Raw genomic sequence first — 17,096 nt, forward strand, 5'->3', positions numbered from 1 at the left:
CAAAAATTCAAACGGTAGAAAGTTTAATATTACCATAAATGGAAAAAAGGGCTGCCGGCAAAAAGCCAGTAACCCTTTTGATCTTTTTTATTTTATCTTATTACATTTTATCTTTATTACATTCCCGCCAACTTTTTATAGGTCTCAAGCCTCTCTTTTGCGTCCTTTTCCGCAGCCTTGAAGAGTTCGTCGGCTATGTCGGGGAAGGTCTTGGCGAGAGACGAGTAACGCACCTCTCCCATCAGGAAGTCCCTGAAAGAACCCGTCGGGTCTTTGGAATCGAGTATGAACGGATTCTTGCCCTGTTCCTTCAAAAGGGGATTATACCTGTAAAGGTGCCAGTAACCGGCTTCCACCGCTTTTTTTGCCTCCAGCTGGCTGCAGCCCATGCCGCTCTTGATGCCGTGGTTGATGCACGGGGCGTATGCGATGATAAGGGACGGGCCAGGATAGCTTTCGGCCTCCACAAGGGCCTTTATCAGCTGATTCTGGTTGGCGCCCATGGCCACCTGGGCCACATATACGTAGCCGTAGCTCATGGCCATCAAGCCCAAGTCTTTCTTTCTTACTCTCTTACCGGCGGCGGCAAACTGCGCCACGGCGCCGGTGGGAGTCGCCTTGGAAGACTGGCCGCCGGTGTTCGAATACACCTCGGTGTCAAACACCAGCACATTCACGTCTTCTCCCGAAGCCAGCACGTGATCGAGCCCGCCAAAGCCTATATCGTAAGCCCAGCCATCTCCGCCGAAGATCCACTGGGATTTTTTCACCAGGTATTCTTTCATATCGTAAATCTCGGCAAGCAGCTTTTTGGTCCTGTCACAGGCGGTCTCATATTTTTCAATCAGCGGTATGATGGTCAGAGCCGCCTTCCTGGTCATCTTCGCGTCGTTCATGTTGTCAAGCCACAGCTGGAAGGCTTCTTTCAATTCCGGGGCAAGGTCCAGTTCCATGGCCTCCTTTATAAGGGACGCCAGTTTCTCTCTTTTCTGTTTTACCGCCAGGTACATGCCGTAACCGAATTCGGCGTTGTCCTCAAACAGCGAGTTGGCCCAGGAAGGACCGTGACCGTCCTTATTGGTGCAGTAAGGCGTCGACGGTGCGCTGCCGCCCCAGATGGAAGAGCACCCCGTGGCGTTGGCTATCATCATCCGGTCACCGAAAAGCTGGGTTATCAGCTTGGCGTAAGGAGTTTCGCCGCAGCCGGCGCAGGCCCCGGAGAATTCCAGGAGGGGCTGCTCGAACTGGCTGCCTTTGACCGTCTCCCTGTTCAAAGGATTTTCCTTGGGAGAAAGGGTCATGGCGTAATCCCAGTTGGCCGCCTGTTGCGCCTGAGTTTCCAGCGGCTTCATGATGAGGGCCTTTTCTTTGGCCGGGCATGTGATGGCGCACACTCCGCACCCCGTGCAGTCCAGCACGCTCACCTGGATGCGGAAGTTCAGACCCTCCAGCCCCTTGCCCGCAGCCTTTTTGGTGACGAATCCTTCCGGCGCGTTCTTTACTTCTTCCTCGTTGAGAAGGAAGGGCCTGATGGCCGCATGGGGGCAAACAAAAGAGCACTGGTTGCACTGGATGCAGGCATCGGGCTGCCACTCGGGCACGTTTACCGCAATGCCGCGCTTTTCGTATCTGGATGTGCCCGGCGGAAACGTGCCGTCTTCCATGCCCACAAAGGCGCTGACCGGCAGCCTGTCGCCCTCCTGGCGGTTCATCACATCGGCCACATTCTTTATAAAATCGGGTACCTCCCGGGCGGCTGCTGCTTCGTCAAGGGCGTCGGCCCACGATGCGGGCACGTCCACCTTCACGAGGGCGTCGACTCCCCTGTCGACGGCCTGGAAGTTCATGTTGACCACCTTTTCTCCCTTGTGCCCGTAAGAGTCCACAATGGCCTTTTTCAGGTGCTCCACCGCCGTCTCAATGGGTATTATATTGGCCAGCTTGAAAAACGCCGCCTGCATTATCATGTTTATTCTCCCGCCGAGCCCAAGCTTCTGGGCGATATCGACGGCATTTATGATATAGAAATTGATGTTGTGTTTTGCAAGATATCTTTTCACCGAAGCCGGAAGTTTATGCTCAAGCTCTTCCGGCGACCACCGGGTGTTTAGGAGGAAGGTGCCCCCGTCTTTTAAGCCGGCCAGTACATCGTATTTGCCGATATAGGCCTGGTTGTGGCATGCTACGAAATCGGCCTTGTCTATAAGGTAAGTGGACCTTATGGGTTTTTTGCCGAAGCGCAGGTGCGACACGGTGACCCCGCCGGATTTCTTGGAGTCATAGGCAAAATACGCCTGGGCGTAAAGGTCGGTGTTGTCGCCTATGATTTTGATGGCGCTCTTGTTGGCCCCTACGGTACCGTCCGAGCCGAGGCCCCAGAACTTGCAGCAAACTGTTCCCTCCGGCACTGTGTTTATATCGTCTTTTACCTCCAGGGAAGTAAATGTCACGTCGTCCACTATGCCGATGGTGAAGTGGTTCTTCGGCGATTCGGCTTTGAGGTTGTCGAACACCGCCTTTATCTGTGACGGCGTCGTGTCCTTGGAACCCAGGCCGTAACGGCCCCCCACCACCACCGGCCGGATGTCGCTGTCGAAAAACGCCGTGCAGACATCCTGGTAAAGCGGTTCTCCCTGGGAGCCGGGTTCCTTGGTCCTGTCGAGCACGGCGATCCTCCTTGCCGTCGCCGGCATTTGAGCGAGGAAGTGCTTAACGGAGAACGGCCTGTAGAGGTGCACCTTCAGCACCCCTACCTTTTCCCCTCCTGCCATGAGGTAATCCACCGTCTCTTCGATGGTATCGCACACCGAACCCATGGCCACAATAACCCTCTCGGCTTCAGGATGGCCGTAGTAATTGAAGAGGTGGTATTCGCGGCCGGTCAATTTGCTTATTTCTTTCATGTAGTCTTCCACGATGTCGGGCACGGCGAGATAGAAGGGATTGGAGGCTTCCCTCGCCTGGAAAAAGATGTCCGGATTCTGGGCGGTGCCGCGGGTGACGGGGTGCTCGGGGTTGAGCGCCCTTTTCCTGAACTCTCTGAGCGCGTCGTAATCCACCAGCTTTGCCAGGTCATCGTAATCGAGGACCTCGATTTTCTGAATCTCGTGGGATGTCCGGAAACCGTCGAAGAAATGCAGGAACGGCACCCTGGCCTTTATGGCCGACAGGTGGGCCACCCCGCCGAGGTCCATTACTTCCTGGACGCTGCCGGAAGCCAGGAGGGCAAAACCCGTCTGGCGGCATGCCATTACGTCGGAGTGGTCGCCAAATATGGACAGCGCGTGGGATGCCACAGCCCTGGCGCTCACGTGAAATACCCCGGGGAGAAGTTCTCCCGCAATTTTGTACATGTTGGGAATCATCAACAGCAGACCCTGGGAGGCGGTAAATGTGGTCGTGAGGGCGCCTGCCGCCAGGGAACCGTGGACGGCGCCGGCAGCTCCCGCCTCGGACTGCATCTCCACCACTCTTACTTTCTGCCCGAAAATGTTTTTCCTGCCATGGGCGCTCCATTCGTCCACGTTTTCGGCCATGGGGGACGAGGGAGTTATGGGATAAATCGCCGCCACTTCGGTAAAGGCGTACGCCACATGGGCGGCGGCGGTATTCCCGTCCATGGACTTCATGACTTTGGCCATCGGTTATTCCTCTCCTTTTTTTAATGATACTGGATTTTCCCGGCCGCGGATGAAATAATCGTGCAGCCGCTGCATGATTTTTGTATACCTGTATCCCCGGAATATAATTCTACACAAAACTCCATTTTCCTCCCCGGTTGAAAAAAAAATAACGGCCTTCAAACCTTTTTGCCCGGCCTCACCACATATCTCATCCTGCCGTCACTTTTGAACTTGTCCACCCATGTGGGAATTTCGATCAATTCTTTTATGTACACCCTTCCGAGGCTCAAGTCCTTTTCGAGAACGACCTTCAGGATCACGCCCTCTTCGGTAAGGGGAAACCTCTGGGCCGATATAAAGTTGCCCAGGGAATAGGCCGCGTATTTTTTTACCGTCCCTCCGGCCGGATCTTCCACCTCAATCCACTCTCCGGGCTGCAGCACATGGGGGTGGCTGCCGATTATCACATCCGCCCCCCTCTCCAGCAGGAGGCGTGCCAGTCTTTTTTGTTCTTCCGAAGGCTCTCTTCGATACTCCTGTCCGAAATGCAGATATATCACAACGGCGTCGGCGTTTTCCCGCGCCCTCGCCAGATCGTTTAAAATGGCCTTTTCTTCTATCAGGTTTACCAGATAGGGTTTATCTTCCGGCACGGGAATGCCGTTGGTGCCGTAGGTGTAAGCCAGGAAGGCCACTTTTAACCCGTTGGCCTCTTTTACAAACACCTTCTGCCTCGCCTCAAAAGATTCGCCGGTGCCTACGGGCTGCAGGCCTTTTTCCTTAAGCACTCTCAACGTCCTCAAAAGCCCTTTTTCTCCCCGGTCCATGCAGTGATTGTTTGAAGTGACGACAACGTCAAATCCCGCATATTTCAGTGCGTCGGCCAGTTCGTCAGGGCTGCTGAACCTGGGGTAGCCGGTGTATTTCTGTTCCTTTCCGCCCAGGGTGGTCTCCAGGTTGGCCATGGCTATGTCGGCGGAAGAAATCTCTTCCCTCACTTCCTTAAAAAAAGAGGTATAATCGTATCGACCGCTACTTGCATCATAGCCTGACCATATCTGTCCCTCGTGCATCATTACATCTCCCACCGCCGCAATGGTGACGCGGGGGTTCTCCGGAGGCGGCGGGGGCGGGACATCGTTGAAATCCCCGGCCGGCGCTTTTGCAGCCGCGTTGCTGTCAGGGAATGCATCTAACTGCACATCTCCCGGTGTATTCTTTAAAACAAAACCGTAGTTTATTAAACCTGACAATGCTATAAAAAAGATGAAAGCTGCAATTTGTTTTTTACGAGCAGTCATCGCTGCGGCCCTCCGCATTCGCCCCTAAATTTTACCGGCCAAAGGCATCTCCGCATCGGATATGTCGATTTACCGCTTAGTTTTTTATGCGTTCTGGAAAAAGAGCGCCACCGTACCCGGCCCGGAATGCGCTCCTATCACGGGACCAATCCAGGAAGTCATAATTTCCCTGACCCCGAATTCCTTTTTTACGGCGTCGGCCAGTTCCGCGGCCAGCTCCTCATTGTCGCCGTGGCTTATGCCGACAAGCTGGTCCTCCAGGTTCTTGCCCCTTTCGGCCATGATTTCGACCATTCTCCTTACCACATTTTTCCGGCCCCGCACCTTTTCCAGAGGGTGGATGGCCCCGTCCACAAAGTGCAGGATGGGCTTTATATTTAAAAGCCCTCCAACGAAGGCCTGAGCCGCTGAAATCCGGCCTCCCCGCCTCAGGTGGTCCAGAGAATCCACGGTAAAAATGTGCTCCATGTGGTGGGCGTATCGTTCCGCCTCCCCGGCAATTTCCTCTGGGCTCCTGCCTTCCTCCGCCATTTTTGCCGCCTTCAGCACCGCAAGGCCCAGGCCAAGGCTGGCGCACCTGGAATCAATGACGATGACTTCGTCGGCCTTTAGATTTTCTTTTGCCATCAGCGCCGACTGGTAGCTGCCGGTCAGCCTGGATGAAAGGCCCAGCACAATGGGTACCAGGTTCTGATTTATACATTCTTCATAGACCTTCATAAAAGACGGCACCGTTACCTGGGAGGTGGTGGGCAGAATTTTGTTTTGCCTCATCATGTCGTAAAATTCTTTTACGGTAAGATTGGAAATGTCCATGCCGGGGTTGTCCTTAACCGAGACGGCCATAGGCATTACTCTTATGGGATACCGGTTTATGACCTCCTCGGGAAGATCGCATGAACTGTCGGTAATTATAATCGCTCTTTTCATGATGAACTCCCAATTCCTCCTTTTTACCGGCTTTCTTCAAATAATTACCGCACTACCCGCATCAACCACATCATTTTTTATTCCGGCATTTCAAAATCCTTATTTGTCTAATCCCATCATATCAATTCTCAAATTTGTTGTAAATAACCTGCAGTTTTTGATGCCGCCGAAAAATACAAAAATAAAAAGCTGCGGTTTCCCCACAGCATGTCACCCCTTGCATATGCCCCCTTTTCTTTTACGGTTTTGACCCCGCAAATAATAGCTAAAGTAATATTTGTCATATAAAAGCAGCGTTTGTATTATTTTCACCGTGCCGCATTAATATTAAACAAATCGCACACCCTCTACCCAGTAACTGTTTGCTGGTAGAGCCCGCCTTTCTTAACCTTAATATTAAAAACAAGATAAATCACACATTTTCTACCTTCAAGTCCGAATACACCCTGATACCCCTTCGCGCTCCCCTTTTAACCATACCTACCAGTTGGGGTAAACTCCTTCCCCTGGAGTATACGCACGCCTCCATAATCATAGGCAAATTCATGCCGGTTATGATATCCACCGGAATAAAAATTTGTGAGGAGGAAATCAGCCGCAGGCAGGCGTTAAACGGCGACCCGCCAAACAAATCCACAAATAAAAGCACACCCATACCGTCGTCTACCCTGGATACGGCAGCGGCTATCCTTTCCTCAAGCGAATCTTCCCCTTCTCCCGGCTGCATCCCCACGGCCCTGATGGCCCTTTGAGGCCCCATGATCATCTCCAGGGTGCAGAGCATCTCCGCAGCCAGATTACCGTGAGAAATCAAAACAATTCCCGCCACATTTATCACTTCCCGGCCCGTGGGAAATTCAGTCTACGGCGGCCTGTGTCGAAAGCCCGAGCCTTTGCGGATGGATTCGGGAATAATACGATTGATTTTGGACTACCCTTATAGTATTATTATTAATGTTACGGCACTTTTTGAATTGCGGGGGTCTTTTATCCGTTTTTTGTTTTAGGCCCACCTCCTTTTTCTGCGCTCACGCGGGCTTGCTTCAATAAACAAAACCGATTATATTATAGCCTTACAGTCTATTATTAGTCAAAATGGCTATAACCCCTTATTTTGCCATTAACGGCAATTATATTAAAATAGTTATGCCAATGTCTGTTTTTCTTTTATTTTGTAGACTGTATGTCTACGTTCCCGGTAAACTTTAAAAGAAGCGGTGAATTTGCGATGGAAGGTATCAATGAAAAAATAGAGTACATTAAGGGAGATATTTCCTATCAGGAGCTGGCCGACAGAGTATATGAAAAAACCGGCGTAAAGGTCCACTATACAACCCTTCAAAAATACGTCAAGGGCAAGAGGGAACCTTCAAAAAAGGTCCTTAAAGCCCTTGCCGAATACGCCGGAAAACCTCTCAGCTGGTTTTTCGAAGACGGAGAAAACATGGTGGACCTTAAACAAACCGGCTGCACAAAAGGCTTAAGCATTCCGGAGGGGTACGTTGAGGTAATGCTGGAAGCCGTAAACAAAAAGATACCGCCAAAATCGCTGAAATTTTTTATAGAAGCCGTGGACGAAGCCATGAAAACAAATAAAAGCTGAAACATTTTTATCTGCAGGAGCTTCTTGACTTCTGCTTTTGTCTTTTTGCGTGCTCGGTTGGTTATAACCTGAGGCTTCATTCGTTAGAGGAACATCCTTCTTAACAGCGTTACAGCCCGAAATCAGTGTTGTAATCATAAATATCACCATTAACAATTCAAAGTTTTTTTCACATTTTTCCCCTTTTCACATCTGACTTTTAAAGGTATAACCTCCCGGATATAACTATACCGGGAGGTTTTTTTGCAGCATGTTATGGTTGAATAGTGTAGACAAAGGTAGCTATTTCACTGCTCTCAATGCCATCTTTCACTGCTATGGCTTTGATTGTTATATCTTCATTTATAGTTATAGGATTACCATCATACTGTTTACTTGTAGTATCCGGTTCACTACCATCCAGTGTGTAATAAATTTTAGCACCTTCAGTAGCACAGCTCAATTCTATTTGCGTACCGCTTTGAACCGCTCCCGGCTGTACAGATGCGGTCGGAGTGGCCGCTTTGATAGTATACTTGAAAACAGCTATTTCACTGTTTTCCACGCCTTCCTTCACAGCTATTGCTTTGATGGTTGTAGAAACATTTATGATTATTGGGGCACTGTACTTATAAACGGATTCTGATACGGTTGTCGCAGGATCGTTGCCATCTGTTGTGTAATATATTTCCGCACCTTCTGTTGCACAGCTGAGTTCAACAGTCTGCTCACTTCCGTATGTTCCTGGAGCCGGCGATGCTGTCGGTTTTTCTACCGCTGGTTCAACAGCTTCATATATCTTTATCCAATCTAGTTTGCCAGGGCCGCCACGCCATGATTCACCCTGTGCCGGGGTGCCAAGGGCATTGAGGGAAATGGTCAGCAGCTGCGATCCTGCTCTTAATTCAATGTCCCTGGTTACGGTAGACCAATTGACCTTCTGCCCCAAATTACTGTTTTTCGTTAAGGTGATAGTACCTAATACGTTGCCGTTTTGATCTTTAATCGATATTGCATTGTTGAGGTCTCTAGTTGCTGAGTACCTAAATTCCACAGTATAGGTGCCGTCTTCAGGTACGTCAATGTAATATTTTATATAGTCGCCTTCGTCGAAACTATTGATAAAAGTCGTACCTGAAGCTGTATCAGTCGCTACGCGAAAGCCAGAGTTCCATGTGTAAATCTCCGCTTCAATGTTTCCAGGAATACTTACCGGCTCAGCTTTTTCCGGGATAGTATCATGCGGATGAGTTGGTATATCAGGCAATTCAGGTGTAGCTTGATTCTTTGTAAGGCCATAGCCGGTATCGAACAACACATACTTTTCCTCCTCATGTACTAGCGGAATCGCTTCAAAATAGTAGGGCCACTTCATGGGAAGTCTTCCTACAAAGTCCTGGTCTCCAAAGAGAACATCAGCTACTCCGTCACCTTCTGTGCCCGGCAGCCATGCCGCCACTAATCCGTCAATATCGTCAAGATACTCGGTAATCACCATGGGTCTTCCTGAAATTAGTACCATAACTATCGGAATTCCTGCTTCTTTTACATTGGCAAGTGTCGCTTTGTCCGTACTGCTTAGCTGCAACTTATTTAAGTCGTCTCCATTGCCCTCTGCATAAGGGGGTTCACTTACTACCACAATAGCTACGTCGTATCCTTCGGCACCGGTGCCGTCAGCGCTATAGGTTACTTTTTCCTCTCCTGCAGCATTTATTATGCCTTCTAATATAGTGGTTCCCTTTGTGATATCGCCTGCAGCACCTTGCCACTGAACGGTCCATCCTCCGCACTGAATTCCTATATCATCAGCGCTCTTTCCTGCTACAAATATTTTATCCATATCTTTAAGCTGTGAAAGTATCGGGCTGCCATTGACTTCATCATTCTTAAGCAGTACCAGGGACTTTCTTACAGCTTCTCTGGCCAGTGCCCTGTGTTCATCAGAACCGATTTCTTCTGCTATTTCGGGATTTTCTGCGGGATTGGGATCAATTGGATTATCAAACAAGCCCGCCTGGAATTTAACTCTTAAAATCCTTGCAACTGCATCATCAATCCTGGACATCGGAATGCCACTGCCCGGATTATTCTGTTCGTCTGCTACAAGCTGTTTGATATGGTTGATACAGGTTTCATAGTTTGATACCTGCATCAGCATATCGCATCCAGCATTGATGGCCACTTTAAGTTGGTTCTTCAAACCACTTACAGGATTGCCGTCTTCATCGACGTTAATCTGTTGGATTGCGTTGTAGTCGGTTATAACAAAACCGTCAAATCCAAGCTGTTCCTTCAATACATCCGTTAGCAGATACTTGCTGGCATGCATTTTAACTCCCTGGATGCTGTGGAATGAAGGCATAACCGCCCTTACACCAGCAGCTATCGTATCGGCATAAGGCTTTAACAGTTTTTCTGCTACTTCTTCTTTTGTCATGGAGGTGACATTGCCTTGGTTTGTTCCGTTTTCTGTATATCCTTCGCCTATATAATGCTTTACTGTGGCCACTGCTTTGTTGGGGTTCTTCAGTTCATCAATGGTATCTCCCTGCAAACCTTGCACATATGCAACTCCAAGCTCAGCAACTATATCTAAATCTTCGCTGAAACCCTCATATGTTCTGCCCCAGCTGATATCCTGCGGATTTGCAAGACAAGGTGCAAAGTTCCATCTAATACCTGTAACTCTCATTTCTTCTGCTGTTACAGCGCCTATTCTCTTAACGATATCTACGCCTTCTTCTAGATTTCCTGTGGCTATAGCTCCTAGACCTATGTTGTGTGGGAATATGGTGGCGCCGATAATGTTGCTGTGACCGTGTACTGCGTCAACACCATATATAATGGGAATACCAAGTCTTGTCTGCAGCGATGCTTCTACATATGGCTTAACCATGTCATACCAGTCTTGCATTTCGTTGCCTGTTTTGGGATCAGCTCCTCCTCCACTTAAGACCGATCCTATATAAAGGTTTTTGACTTGTTCTGGTGTTACGTAGGTGACTTCTGGCTGCAGCATCTGACCCACTTTTTCTTCCAATGTCATTCTGCTAAGAAGATCAGCTACCCTATCCTCTACAGGAGCATTCGGGTTCTTGTATACCTCCTCAATTGTTTCCGGTCTTAATTCATTGATTTCAACTTTAGGAACAAGCACATCGTGAGCTGTTTCAACAACAATTTCGTTTGGAACAGTAAATGTCGCGGTCAGCCTTATGTCTTTAGAAGATGCTGCTGCATATACGGTATATACTCCGGGCTCTGCGACCCATGCATCACGGTCTTCATCATATGATGCAAGACTCATAGCATCAAGAGTAAACGATAGTGTCTCTGTTTCTCCACCTTCGAGCACCTTGGTTTTTGCAAAAGCCTTCAATTCTTTAACCGGCTTATGCATTGACACACCAGGAGCCCCTACATACAATTGGACTACTTCTTTTCCAGGAACTGAACTCGTATTTGTTATATCTACTGTTACATTCAATGTATCATTGAACGTATCGGAACTAAGGTTCAAATTACTGTATTCAAAGGTTGAGTAGCTCTTGCCGTATCCAAACTCATATGATACAGGCACGTTAAATGTATCATAGTAACGGTATCCTACATATATACCTTCATTGTATGTTACACCACCTTGAGCACTGGTCTTGCCAAATTCATTTCCTGTTGCAACATACGGCATACTATTTTCAGCAGTTCCTTCAACATCGATCGGGAAGGTTGTTGGAAGCTTGCCAGACGGATTTTCTTTGCCTACCAGTACTGCAGCAACTGGCTTTGCGAGAACTGTTCCGGGTTCCCACGCAAGCAGTATTGCATCGGCCTTATCCTTCCAGCTTTCTATTTCTATTGGGCCGCCCATATTCAATACTACTACAAACGGTTTTCCTTGCTCACGGCAGAATTCGGATGCTGTCTCAATCAGATATCTTTCTGCATCACTTATATAGTAGGCGCCTTTTTCTTTCTTTACGTCTATGTTCTCTGCAGAACCTCTGCGTATAGTCATTATGACACTATCAGCACTGTCTACAAGATCGAGCAATTGTTCTCTGGTGGGCTGCATTTCCTTAAATGCAGGGTCACCGCCCATGCCGCCGACAGCAACTATGCTGTCAACCTGCGGAAAATCAAATGTTGTAGCGTCAATTACAGTTTTCCCTTCGTCTTTCAGCGCTTGCGCAAGGTGTACAAGTCTGCTGGTGTCAATATTGACATTACCACTTCCGGCACCACCGCGCACCATATTATTTGTAGCATTACCTATCGTGAGGATTGTTTCACCGTTCAATGGAAGCGCCGGTTTGCCATTTACTTCTTCGTTCTTAAGTATTATCATGCTTTCGACAGCAGTTTTGTAAGCTACCTCTTCATTTTCTTCTGCATATATGTTGGGATCCGAACTCATGGGAACGCCTTTAAATCTTGGAGTTTTTACAATATATTGGAGAAATCTTCTTACAGCTGCATCTATTTCATCCATTGTCAGGAACCCTGCATTGTATCCGGCGATTATATTATTGGGGTTACCGCTAGGCATTGATAAATCAACACCGGCTTTTACCAATGACGAATGTGCATTTGGCGAGTCAGAGCCCCAATATGAACTGTTACCCTGGCCGCCCCAATCTGTCATTATTATCCCGTTGAATCCCCATTCATCTCTTACTATGGTCGTTGTCAGTTCAGGGTTCTGCGCACAGCTATAACCATTAATCTGATTGTATGCAGTCATTATTGCCCAGGGCTGGGCCTCTTTTACGGCAATTTCAAAGCCTTTCAAATAGATCTCGCGAAGTGCTCTCTGCCCTATGTTTGTAATAAGGTTTGACCTTCCAGTTTCTTGGTTGTTTGCCGCAAAATGCTTGATTGTTGCTCCTACCCCTTCTGACTGCAAGCCGTTAACTTCTGCTGCTGCGAATTTTCCGCTAAGCAGCGGATCTTCCGAATAATACTCGAAATTCCTTCCGTTCAGCGGATGCCTATGAATGTTCATTCCCGGAGCTAACCACAGGTCAGAACCGAAGTAATACAACTCTTTGCCGACGGCTTCGCCGATTTCATGGCCAAGTTCCACATTCCATGTGGCTGCGCGTGCTGCAGCATTGGGGAACTGTGTAGCATATCTTGTCAGCTGATTGCCCTGTGAATCTGTAAGACCTGGTGGAAGTGCGTTAATTCTTACACCCGCCGGGCCATCTGCAAGCGATGTCCCTGGTATGCCATATTTGTAATATAGGTTGGGTTGCGTACCGCCTGCAGCACCCGCAACTCTGTTTCCAGAGCTTACACCTCCAAGAAGCGATACTTTTTCTTCCAATGTCATTTGATCCATTACTGCATCAATAGAAGCTTCGTCTGTTAATTGAACAATGTTTGGATCGATAGTGTATGTGAATACAGCAATGTAGCTGTCCGGTGCACCACTTTTTACTGCTACGGCTTTTATAGTCATACTTTCAGTTACTTGTATCGGTCCAGTGTATAGTGTTCCTGTTGAAGCAGATGGATCAGGTGTAGCCTCAGCATTAGGCCCTGTAGTGTAATAAATACTTGCATCTGGTGTAGAACAGCTCAATATTACACCATCCGGTAAACTAGGATAAGAGTTAGAACCAGGAGTTGCAGTAGGCGTAGCTACTCTAATTATATAATTGTAAACTGCAACATCACTGTTTTCCATGTCTGCTTTTACAGCAATAGCTTTTAAAGTGGTATTGTATCTTATTATGATAGAGCGGTTATATCTTGCACTTTGTGTAGTTGGTGTGGTTCCATCGGTTGTATAATATATTGTTGCACCTGGTGTTGCACAGGATAAAGTCACATTTATTGCCTCATCATATGTCCCGGAAGCAACACTTGCTGTCGGTGTGGCTACTTTTTCAAGTACTGGTCCTTCGTCGCCTATTCTCTTTAGTGCTGCCATTGCATTTTTAAGAGCATTTGCAGCATTGTCAATCTCATCCTGTGTAGAAGCGCTTGCATTGTCGTAAACAGCCTGGGCGGCTTCCAAAGCTTCAGCAAACGCTGCCCATGTATCTGAAGTATAGTTGCTTTCTACCTTTGCTTTTGCAAGGGTGAGAAGTATTGACAGTTCATTCGGATCAGCCAGATTCACAGGTCCGGTCTCATTCACAACAAGGGTTATCCTGAATATTCTATCCTGTTTTCCTTCTGCAGAGGCTTTAATAGTAAGCTGGTTGCCAAACCTGTGTGTACCAGCAGCGGGCGTACCGCTGATGGTACCGTTGTTGAAGCTGAGTCCTTCAGGCAGTACTCCGTCCACCAGTGTTAAAGTAGCACCGGCTTCCTTGGTTTCAATCTTTGCACTGTAAGGTGTACCAATCTTGCCGATGTGCAGGGTGTGTGTTAAAACTGTTACATAGTCGTCAGTAGTGCTGCCGCTCTCCGGTGAGGTAAGCGGATCTACCTTGTACTTTTTAACGCGTTCATCATTGATGACACCGCTCCAGTTGAGGCCAAAGGCAAAGTCATAGGTATTGCCGTCGGAGTCCACATAGCACTCCATGTCGCGCGGCACATCCTCATACTGCTCCTCGACAGCCGCCATGTCCTTAGGCATCTGTAAGGGCAGAAGACCTGATGGCTCCACTTTACCGCTGATGATGTCGAGAACGGCGTTATCACTGGAAGCAAAACGCACCAGTATGGCGTCCGAAACAGCGTCTACTTCCGTGAATACCATTGGATTGTCAAGGTTTATCACCGCTATAACCGGCTTGTTGCCCATTGCTTCCTTGGTTTTCAAAAGAACCTGATATGATGAGAAATTAGAGTAGCCGTAACTTTTCCGTTTTTGAAACTACGGTTGAGATACTTGCTGGAGTTATCCGTTATATTCCTGTAGTCACCGGCTACAGAAACATCGCGGGCTTTGACTGCAGTGTACTCGCTGTACTGCAGAGTCAATGGATAATATCCACTTGCTGCTGACCATCCACCGCCGAACATTCCGCTGCTGGGACTGATTGGGCTATTTAAAGTAACGATAGCAACATCCGCCTCATTGGGATCATCCACAACCGTAAAGTGGGTTTGAGCTCCTTTTAGCAAGTATTCACCTTTGTCATTTTTTGGAATATAAACTTTAGTAGTTTCTGCAAGAGGCAATATACTATTATGGTTCTTCAGCATGACAATGGACTTGACTTGTGCTTCATAACCTTTTTGTACAAACTCTTCATTGGCAACAATTTCCTCAGATTTTTCTTCATCGAGATATGGGTTTTCAAACAGGCCGGTCCTGAATATATTCTTGAGCAAGCGTGAAGCCGACTCTTCCATTTTCCGCCTGAAGTTTTCCTCGGTTCCTTCCGCCTTTGCAAGTTCAACGGCTTCCAGAATATACTGGGAAGTGTTTCGTCCACCGAACTGGTCAACGCCGGCCTCTATCAAAAGCTTAGAACGTTCCGCCGTGCTGAGAGATTCTATATCCAGCCCCCAGCCGCGTGTACCGTCAACACCCCAGTCGGTACAGATGACACCGTCAAAATTATATTTTTCACGCAGCAGGTCTGTAATAATATATTCGCTGTAAGCATTTGCCAAATCTTTTCCAGAAGGATCCACATTGTATGAAATGGTGTAGTAGGGCATTACAGCGGTAGCCATCGTAGTCTGGTCGGCAGTACCTTGCAGTGCTCCATCAACAAACGGGATGAGATGCGCATCAAAGTTATTACCCGGGAATACCGAATATTTTCCGAAATCATTGTGCGCATCACGGCCGCCTTCACCGGCGCCGCCGCCCGGCCAGTGCTTGATCATTGCATTTACACTGTCATAGCCCCAACCAAGCAAATTGCCATTTTCGTCAAATGTTCCCTGGAAACCTCTTACATATGTATTAGTCATATCAGCCGCAAGTTTGGGATCTTCACCAAATGTACCGTTTATACGGTTCCAGCGGGGTTCTGTAGCAATATCTATCTGCGGAGATAGTGCCGTAGTAATTCCCAATGCACGGTACTCCTTGGATGCTATCTTTCCAAACTCAAATACCAGTTCAGGATCGAATGTGGCTGCAAGACCGAGTGAATTGGGCCACAACGAAATCGTACCAGTATTCGCAGAATAGTACTCTACACCTACCGCAGCACTATGGCGCGGATCAGAGCTGTTATTGGCAGGTATACCAAGTCCCATCTTTTCGCATATTGCCTGAATATTATTGTTCCAGAGTGCTGCTATCCTGGCAGGGATCTCACCTGCAATCAATACATGCCTGAGGTCGTCATTGGCAAGGAATGTAACCTGGGCCTGTGTCGGAATGGAAGACGTCCAATTCCTCTGGTGGCTGCTGTACAGCATGAGGCCCGCTATTTCCTTATAGGACATTTTAGCAGCAAGATCCGCTGTACGGGTGTTAACATCCTTCCTCCAGTCTTCATAATCATCCAGTATTCCGTTGCCGTTTAAGTCCTTATACACGCCATAGTTTACATTACCAGTCTGGAGATCAGCCTCCGGCACTTCGGAGTTATCCGACATCTTGCGGATCTTCACACCCGAGTAGGTGGAATAGCCTAGCTTCACTGTCTTTCCATCAGATGTGGTGGTGATATACCTGACATGGTCTTCTTCCATCCATTGCGCGTAAAGCGTGGTATCTTTGTTAATAGGTGTGCTTGTGTTGAAAGCCTCATACTGTCCGCCTTCGGGGGTTGTGTACCACCCGGCAAAAATGTGACCTTCCCATGTTGGATTTGCAGGAAGCGTTACCGTTTTGCCTTTTTCAACAGTCACAGGATCTGGAGCAGTGCCTGGCGCTCCGTTGAGATTAAAGGTAACTGTATAGCTGGCAGTTTCAGAAGTGATAGTATACGTAAATGTAGCAACAGGACTATCATACCAGCCGCTTTTTACTGCTATTGCTTTTATTGTTGTAGTGACATTTATAGTTATTGGAGCGGTGTAAAGCATACTATTTCTGGTCGGCGTGCTGCCATCGGTTGTGTAATAAATACTGGCTCCTGAAGTAGCACAACTAAGTGTTACTGTTTGTGGTGTATCATAAGTTCCTGGTGATGGTGACGCAGTGGGCGTAGCAACGGTCGATTTTTCTCTACTTCCGCCGCCGCCGCTGCTGGTCTTTTCTTCCTCTGTGATGGCTTCCTCAGCGTATGCTTTGCCGTCAACAGTCACGTTGTTTGCTTCGGATGCAATTTCTTTGATTCTTTCTTTCCCAACTATAGCGGTTCCATCTGCACCCGCTTCAACGGTTATACTATCAACCGCAGAGTTATCTAATACTTCGATAATTGCTTTTTTGAGCGCTGATATATATGATACCGTAGAAGAGCCTTTTATAACAATGCGAACTTCTCCGCCTTTTTTATTAATTACAATTTCTTGCAATTTACTGTCTATTATTGTTATACTGTTTTTCCCACCGCCATTTATAAACGAACAGCCTTTTACTGTTACATTCTCCAGGGTTACTTCGCCTTCGCCTATGCCTTCTGTCAAATATAAATCTCCAGTTATTGAAATATCTTTCAACACCACCCCGGACTTTGTAACAATTGCCGTTCCTTCGATATTATCTCCATTGAACCACCCTGCACTGGAGTGCAGGGAATTATTTGCGACTGAAAGTCGCTATTCAGGCTAAAGCCAGCTTAAGAA

General features: G+C 47.8%; 7 protein-coding genes. 1 reads left to right on the forward strand and 6 read right to left on the reverse strand.

Going from position 1 to position 17,096, the window contains the following annotated elements; translation table 11 throughout:
- Positions 1 to 116 precede the first annotated feature (116 nt).
- The 4 genes from nifJ to ACKX14_RS04050 form a co-directional block, all read right to left on the reverse strand.
- The gene (gene nifJ / locus ACKX14_RS04035; RefSeq protein WP_422444901.1) at positions 117 to 3,641 is read right to left on the reverse strand and encodes a pyruvate:ferredoxin (flavodoxin) oxidoreductase; all 3,525 of its coding nucleotides are present in this window, start codon (positions 3,639 to 3,641) and stop codon (positions 117 to 119) included.
- 158 nt (positions 3,642 to 3,799) lie between these two features.
- Complete coding sequence (locus tag ACKX14_RS04040; protein WP_422444903.1) at positions 3,800 to 4,924, reverse strand: CapA family protein; 1,125 nt, start codon at positions 4,922 to 4,924, stop codon at positions 3,800 to 3,802.
- Positions 4,925 to 5,008: 84 nt separating this feature from the next.
- Positions 5,009 to 5,854, reverse strand: coding sequence for a DegV family protein (locus ACKX14_RS04045; RefSeq protein WP_422444904.1), 846 nt, complete (start codon positions 5,852 to 5,854; stop codon positions 5,009 to 5,011).
- A gap of 412 nt (positions 5,855 to 6,266) precedes the next feature.
- Positions 6,267 to 6,683, reverse strand: coding sequence for a PTS sugar transporter subunit IIA (locus ACKX14_RS04050; protein ID WP_422444906.1), 417 nt, complete (start codon positions 6,681 to 6,683; stop codon positions 6,267 to 6,269).
- Between the two features lie 399 nt (positions 6,684 to 7,082).
- Between ACKX14_RS04050 and ACKX14_RS04055 the strand changes: the two genes are divergently transcribed.
- Positions 7,083 to 7,457, forward strand: coding sequence for a helix-turn-helix domain-containing protein (locus tag ACKX14_RS04055; RefSeq protein ID WP_422444908.1), 375 nt, complete (start codon positions 7,083 to 7,085; stop codon positions 7,455 to 7,457).
- A 253-nt stretch (positions 7,458 to 7,710) separates the two neighbouring features.
- Here the strand turns inward: ACKX14_RS04055 and ACKX14_RS04060 are convergent, their stop codons facing one another.
- Both ACKX14_RS04060 and ACKX14_RS04065 read right to left on the reverse strand, forming a co-directional pair.
- Positions 7,711 to 14,217 carry a glycoside hydrolase family 3 N-terminal domain-containing protein gene (locus tag ACKX14_RS04060; protein ID WP_422444910.1) on the reverse strand — a complete coding sequence of 2,169 codons (6,507 nt, stop codon included), beginning with the start codon at positions 14,215 to 14,217 and terminating at the stop codon, positions 7,711 to 7,713.
- Positions 14,214 to 16,937: a glycoside hydrolase family 3 N-terminal domain-containing protein gene (locus tag ACKX14_RS04065; protein ID WP_422444911.1), complete on the reverse strand. Its 2,724-nt coding sequence runs from the start codon at positions 16,935 to 16,937 to the stop codon at positions 14,214 to 14,216. Before ACKX14_RS04065 ends, ACKX14_RS04060 begins: the two co-directional genes overlap by 4 nt.
- Positions 16,938 to 17,096: the final 159 nt, after the last annotated feature.

The organism is Thermorhabdus hydrogeniformans, from assembly GCF_049310025.1.
Taxonomy (GTDB): Bacteria; Bacillota; Thermosediminibacteria; order Thermosediminibacterales; family Tepidanaerobacteraceae; genus JBJYKD01.

Bases quoted from the DNA above. Each gene is read 5' to 3' on its own strand.
- nifJ (WP_422444901.1), bottom strand. From the start codon at position 3,641: ATGGCCAAAGTCATGAAGTCCATGGACGGGAATACCGCCGCCGCCCAT.
- ACKX14_RS04040 (WP_422444903.1), bottom strand. From the start codon at position 4,924: ATGACTGCTCGTAAAAAACAAATTGCAGCTTTCATCTTTTTTATAGCA.
- ACKX14_RS04045 (WP_422444904.1), bottom strand. From the start codon at position 5,854: ATGAAAAGAGCGATTATAATTACCGACAGTTCATGCGATCTTCCCGAG.
- ACKX14_RS04055 (WP_422444908.1), top strand. From the start codon at position 7,083: ATGGAAGGTATCAATGAAAAAATAGAGTACATTAAGGGAGATATTTCC.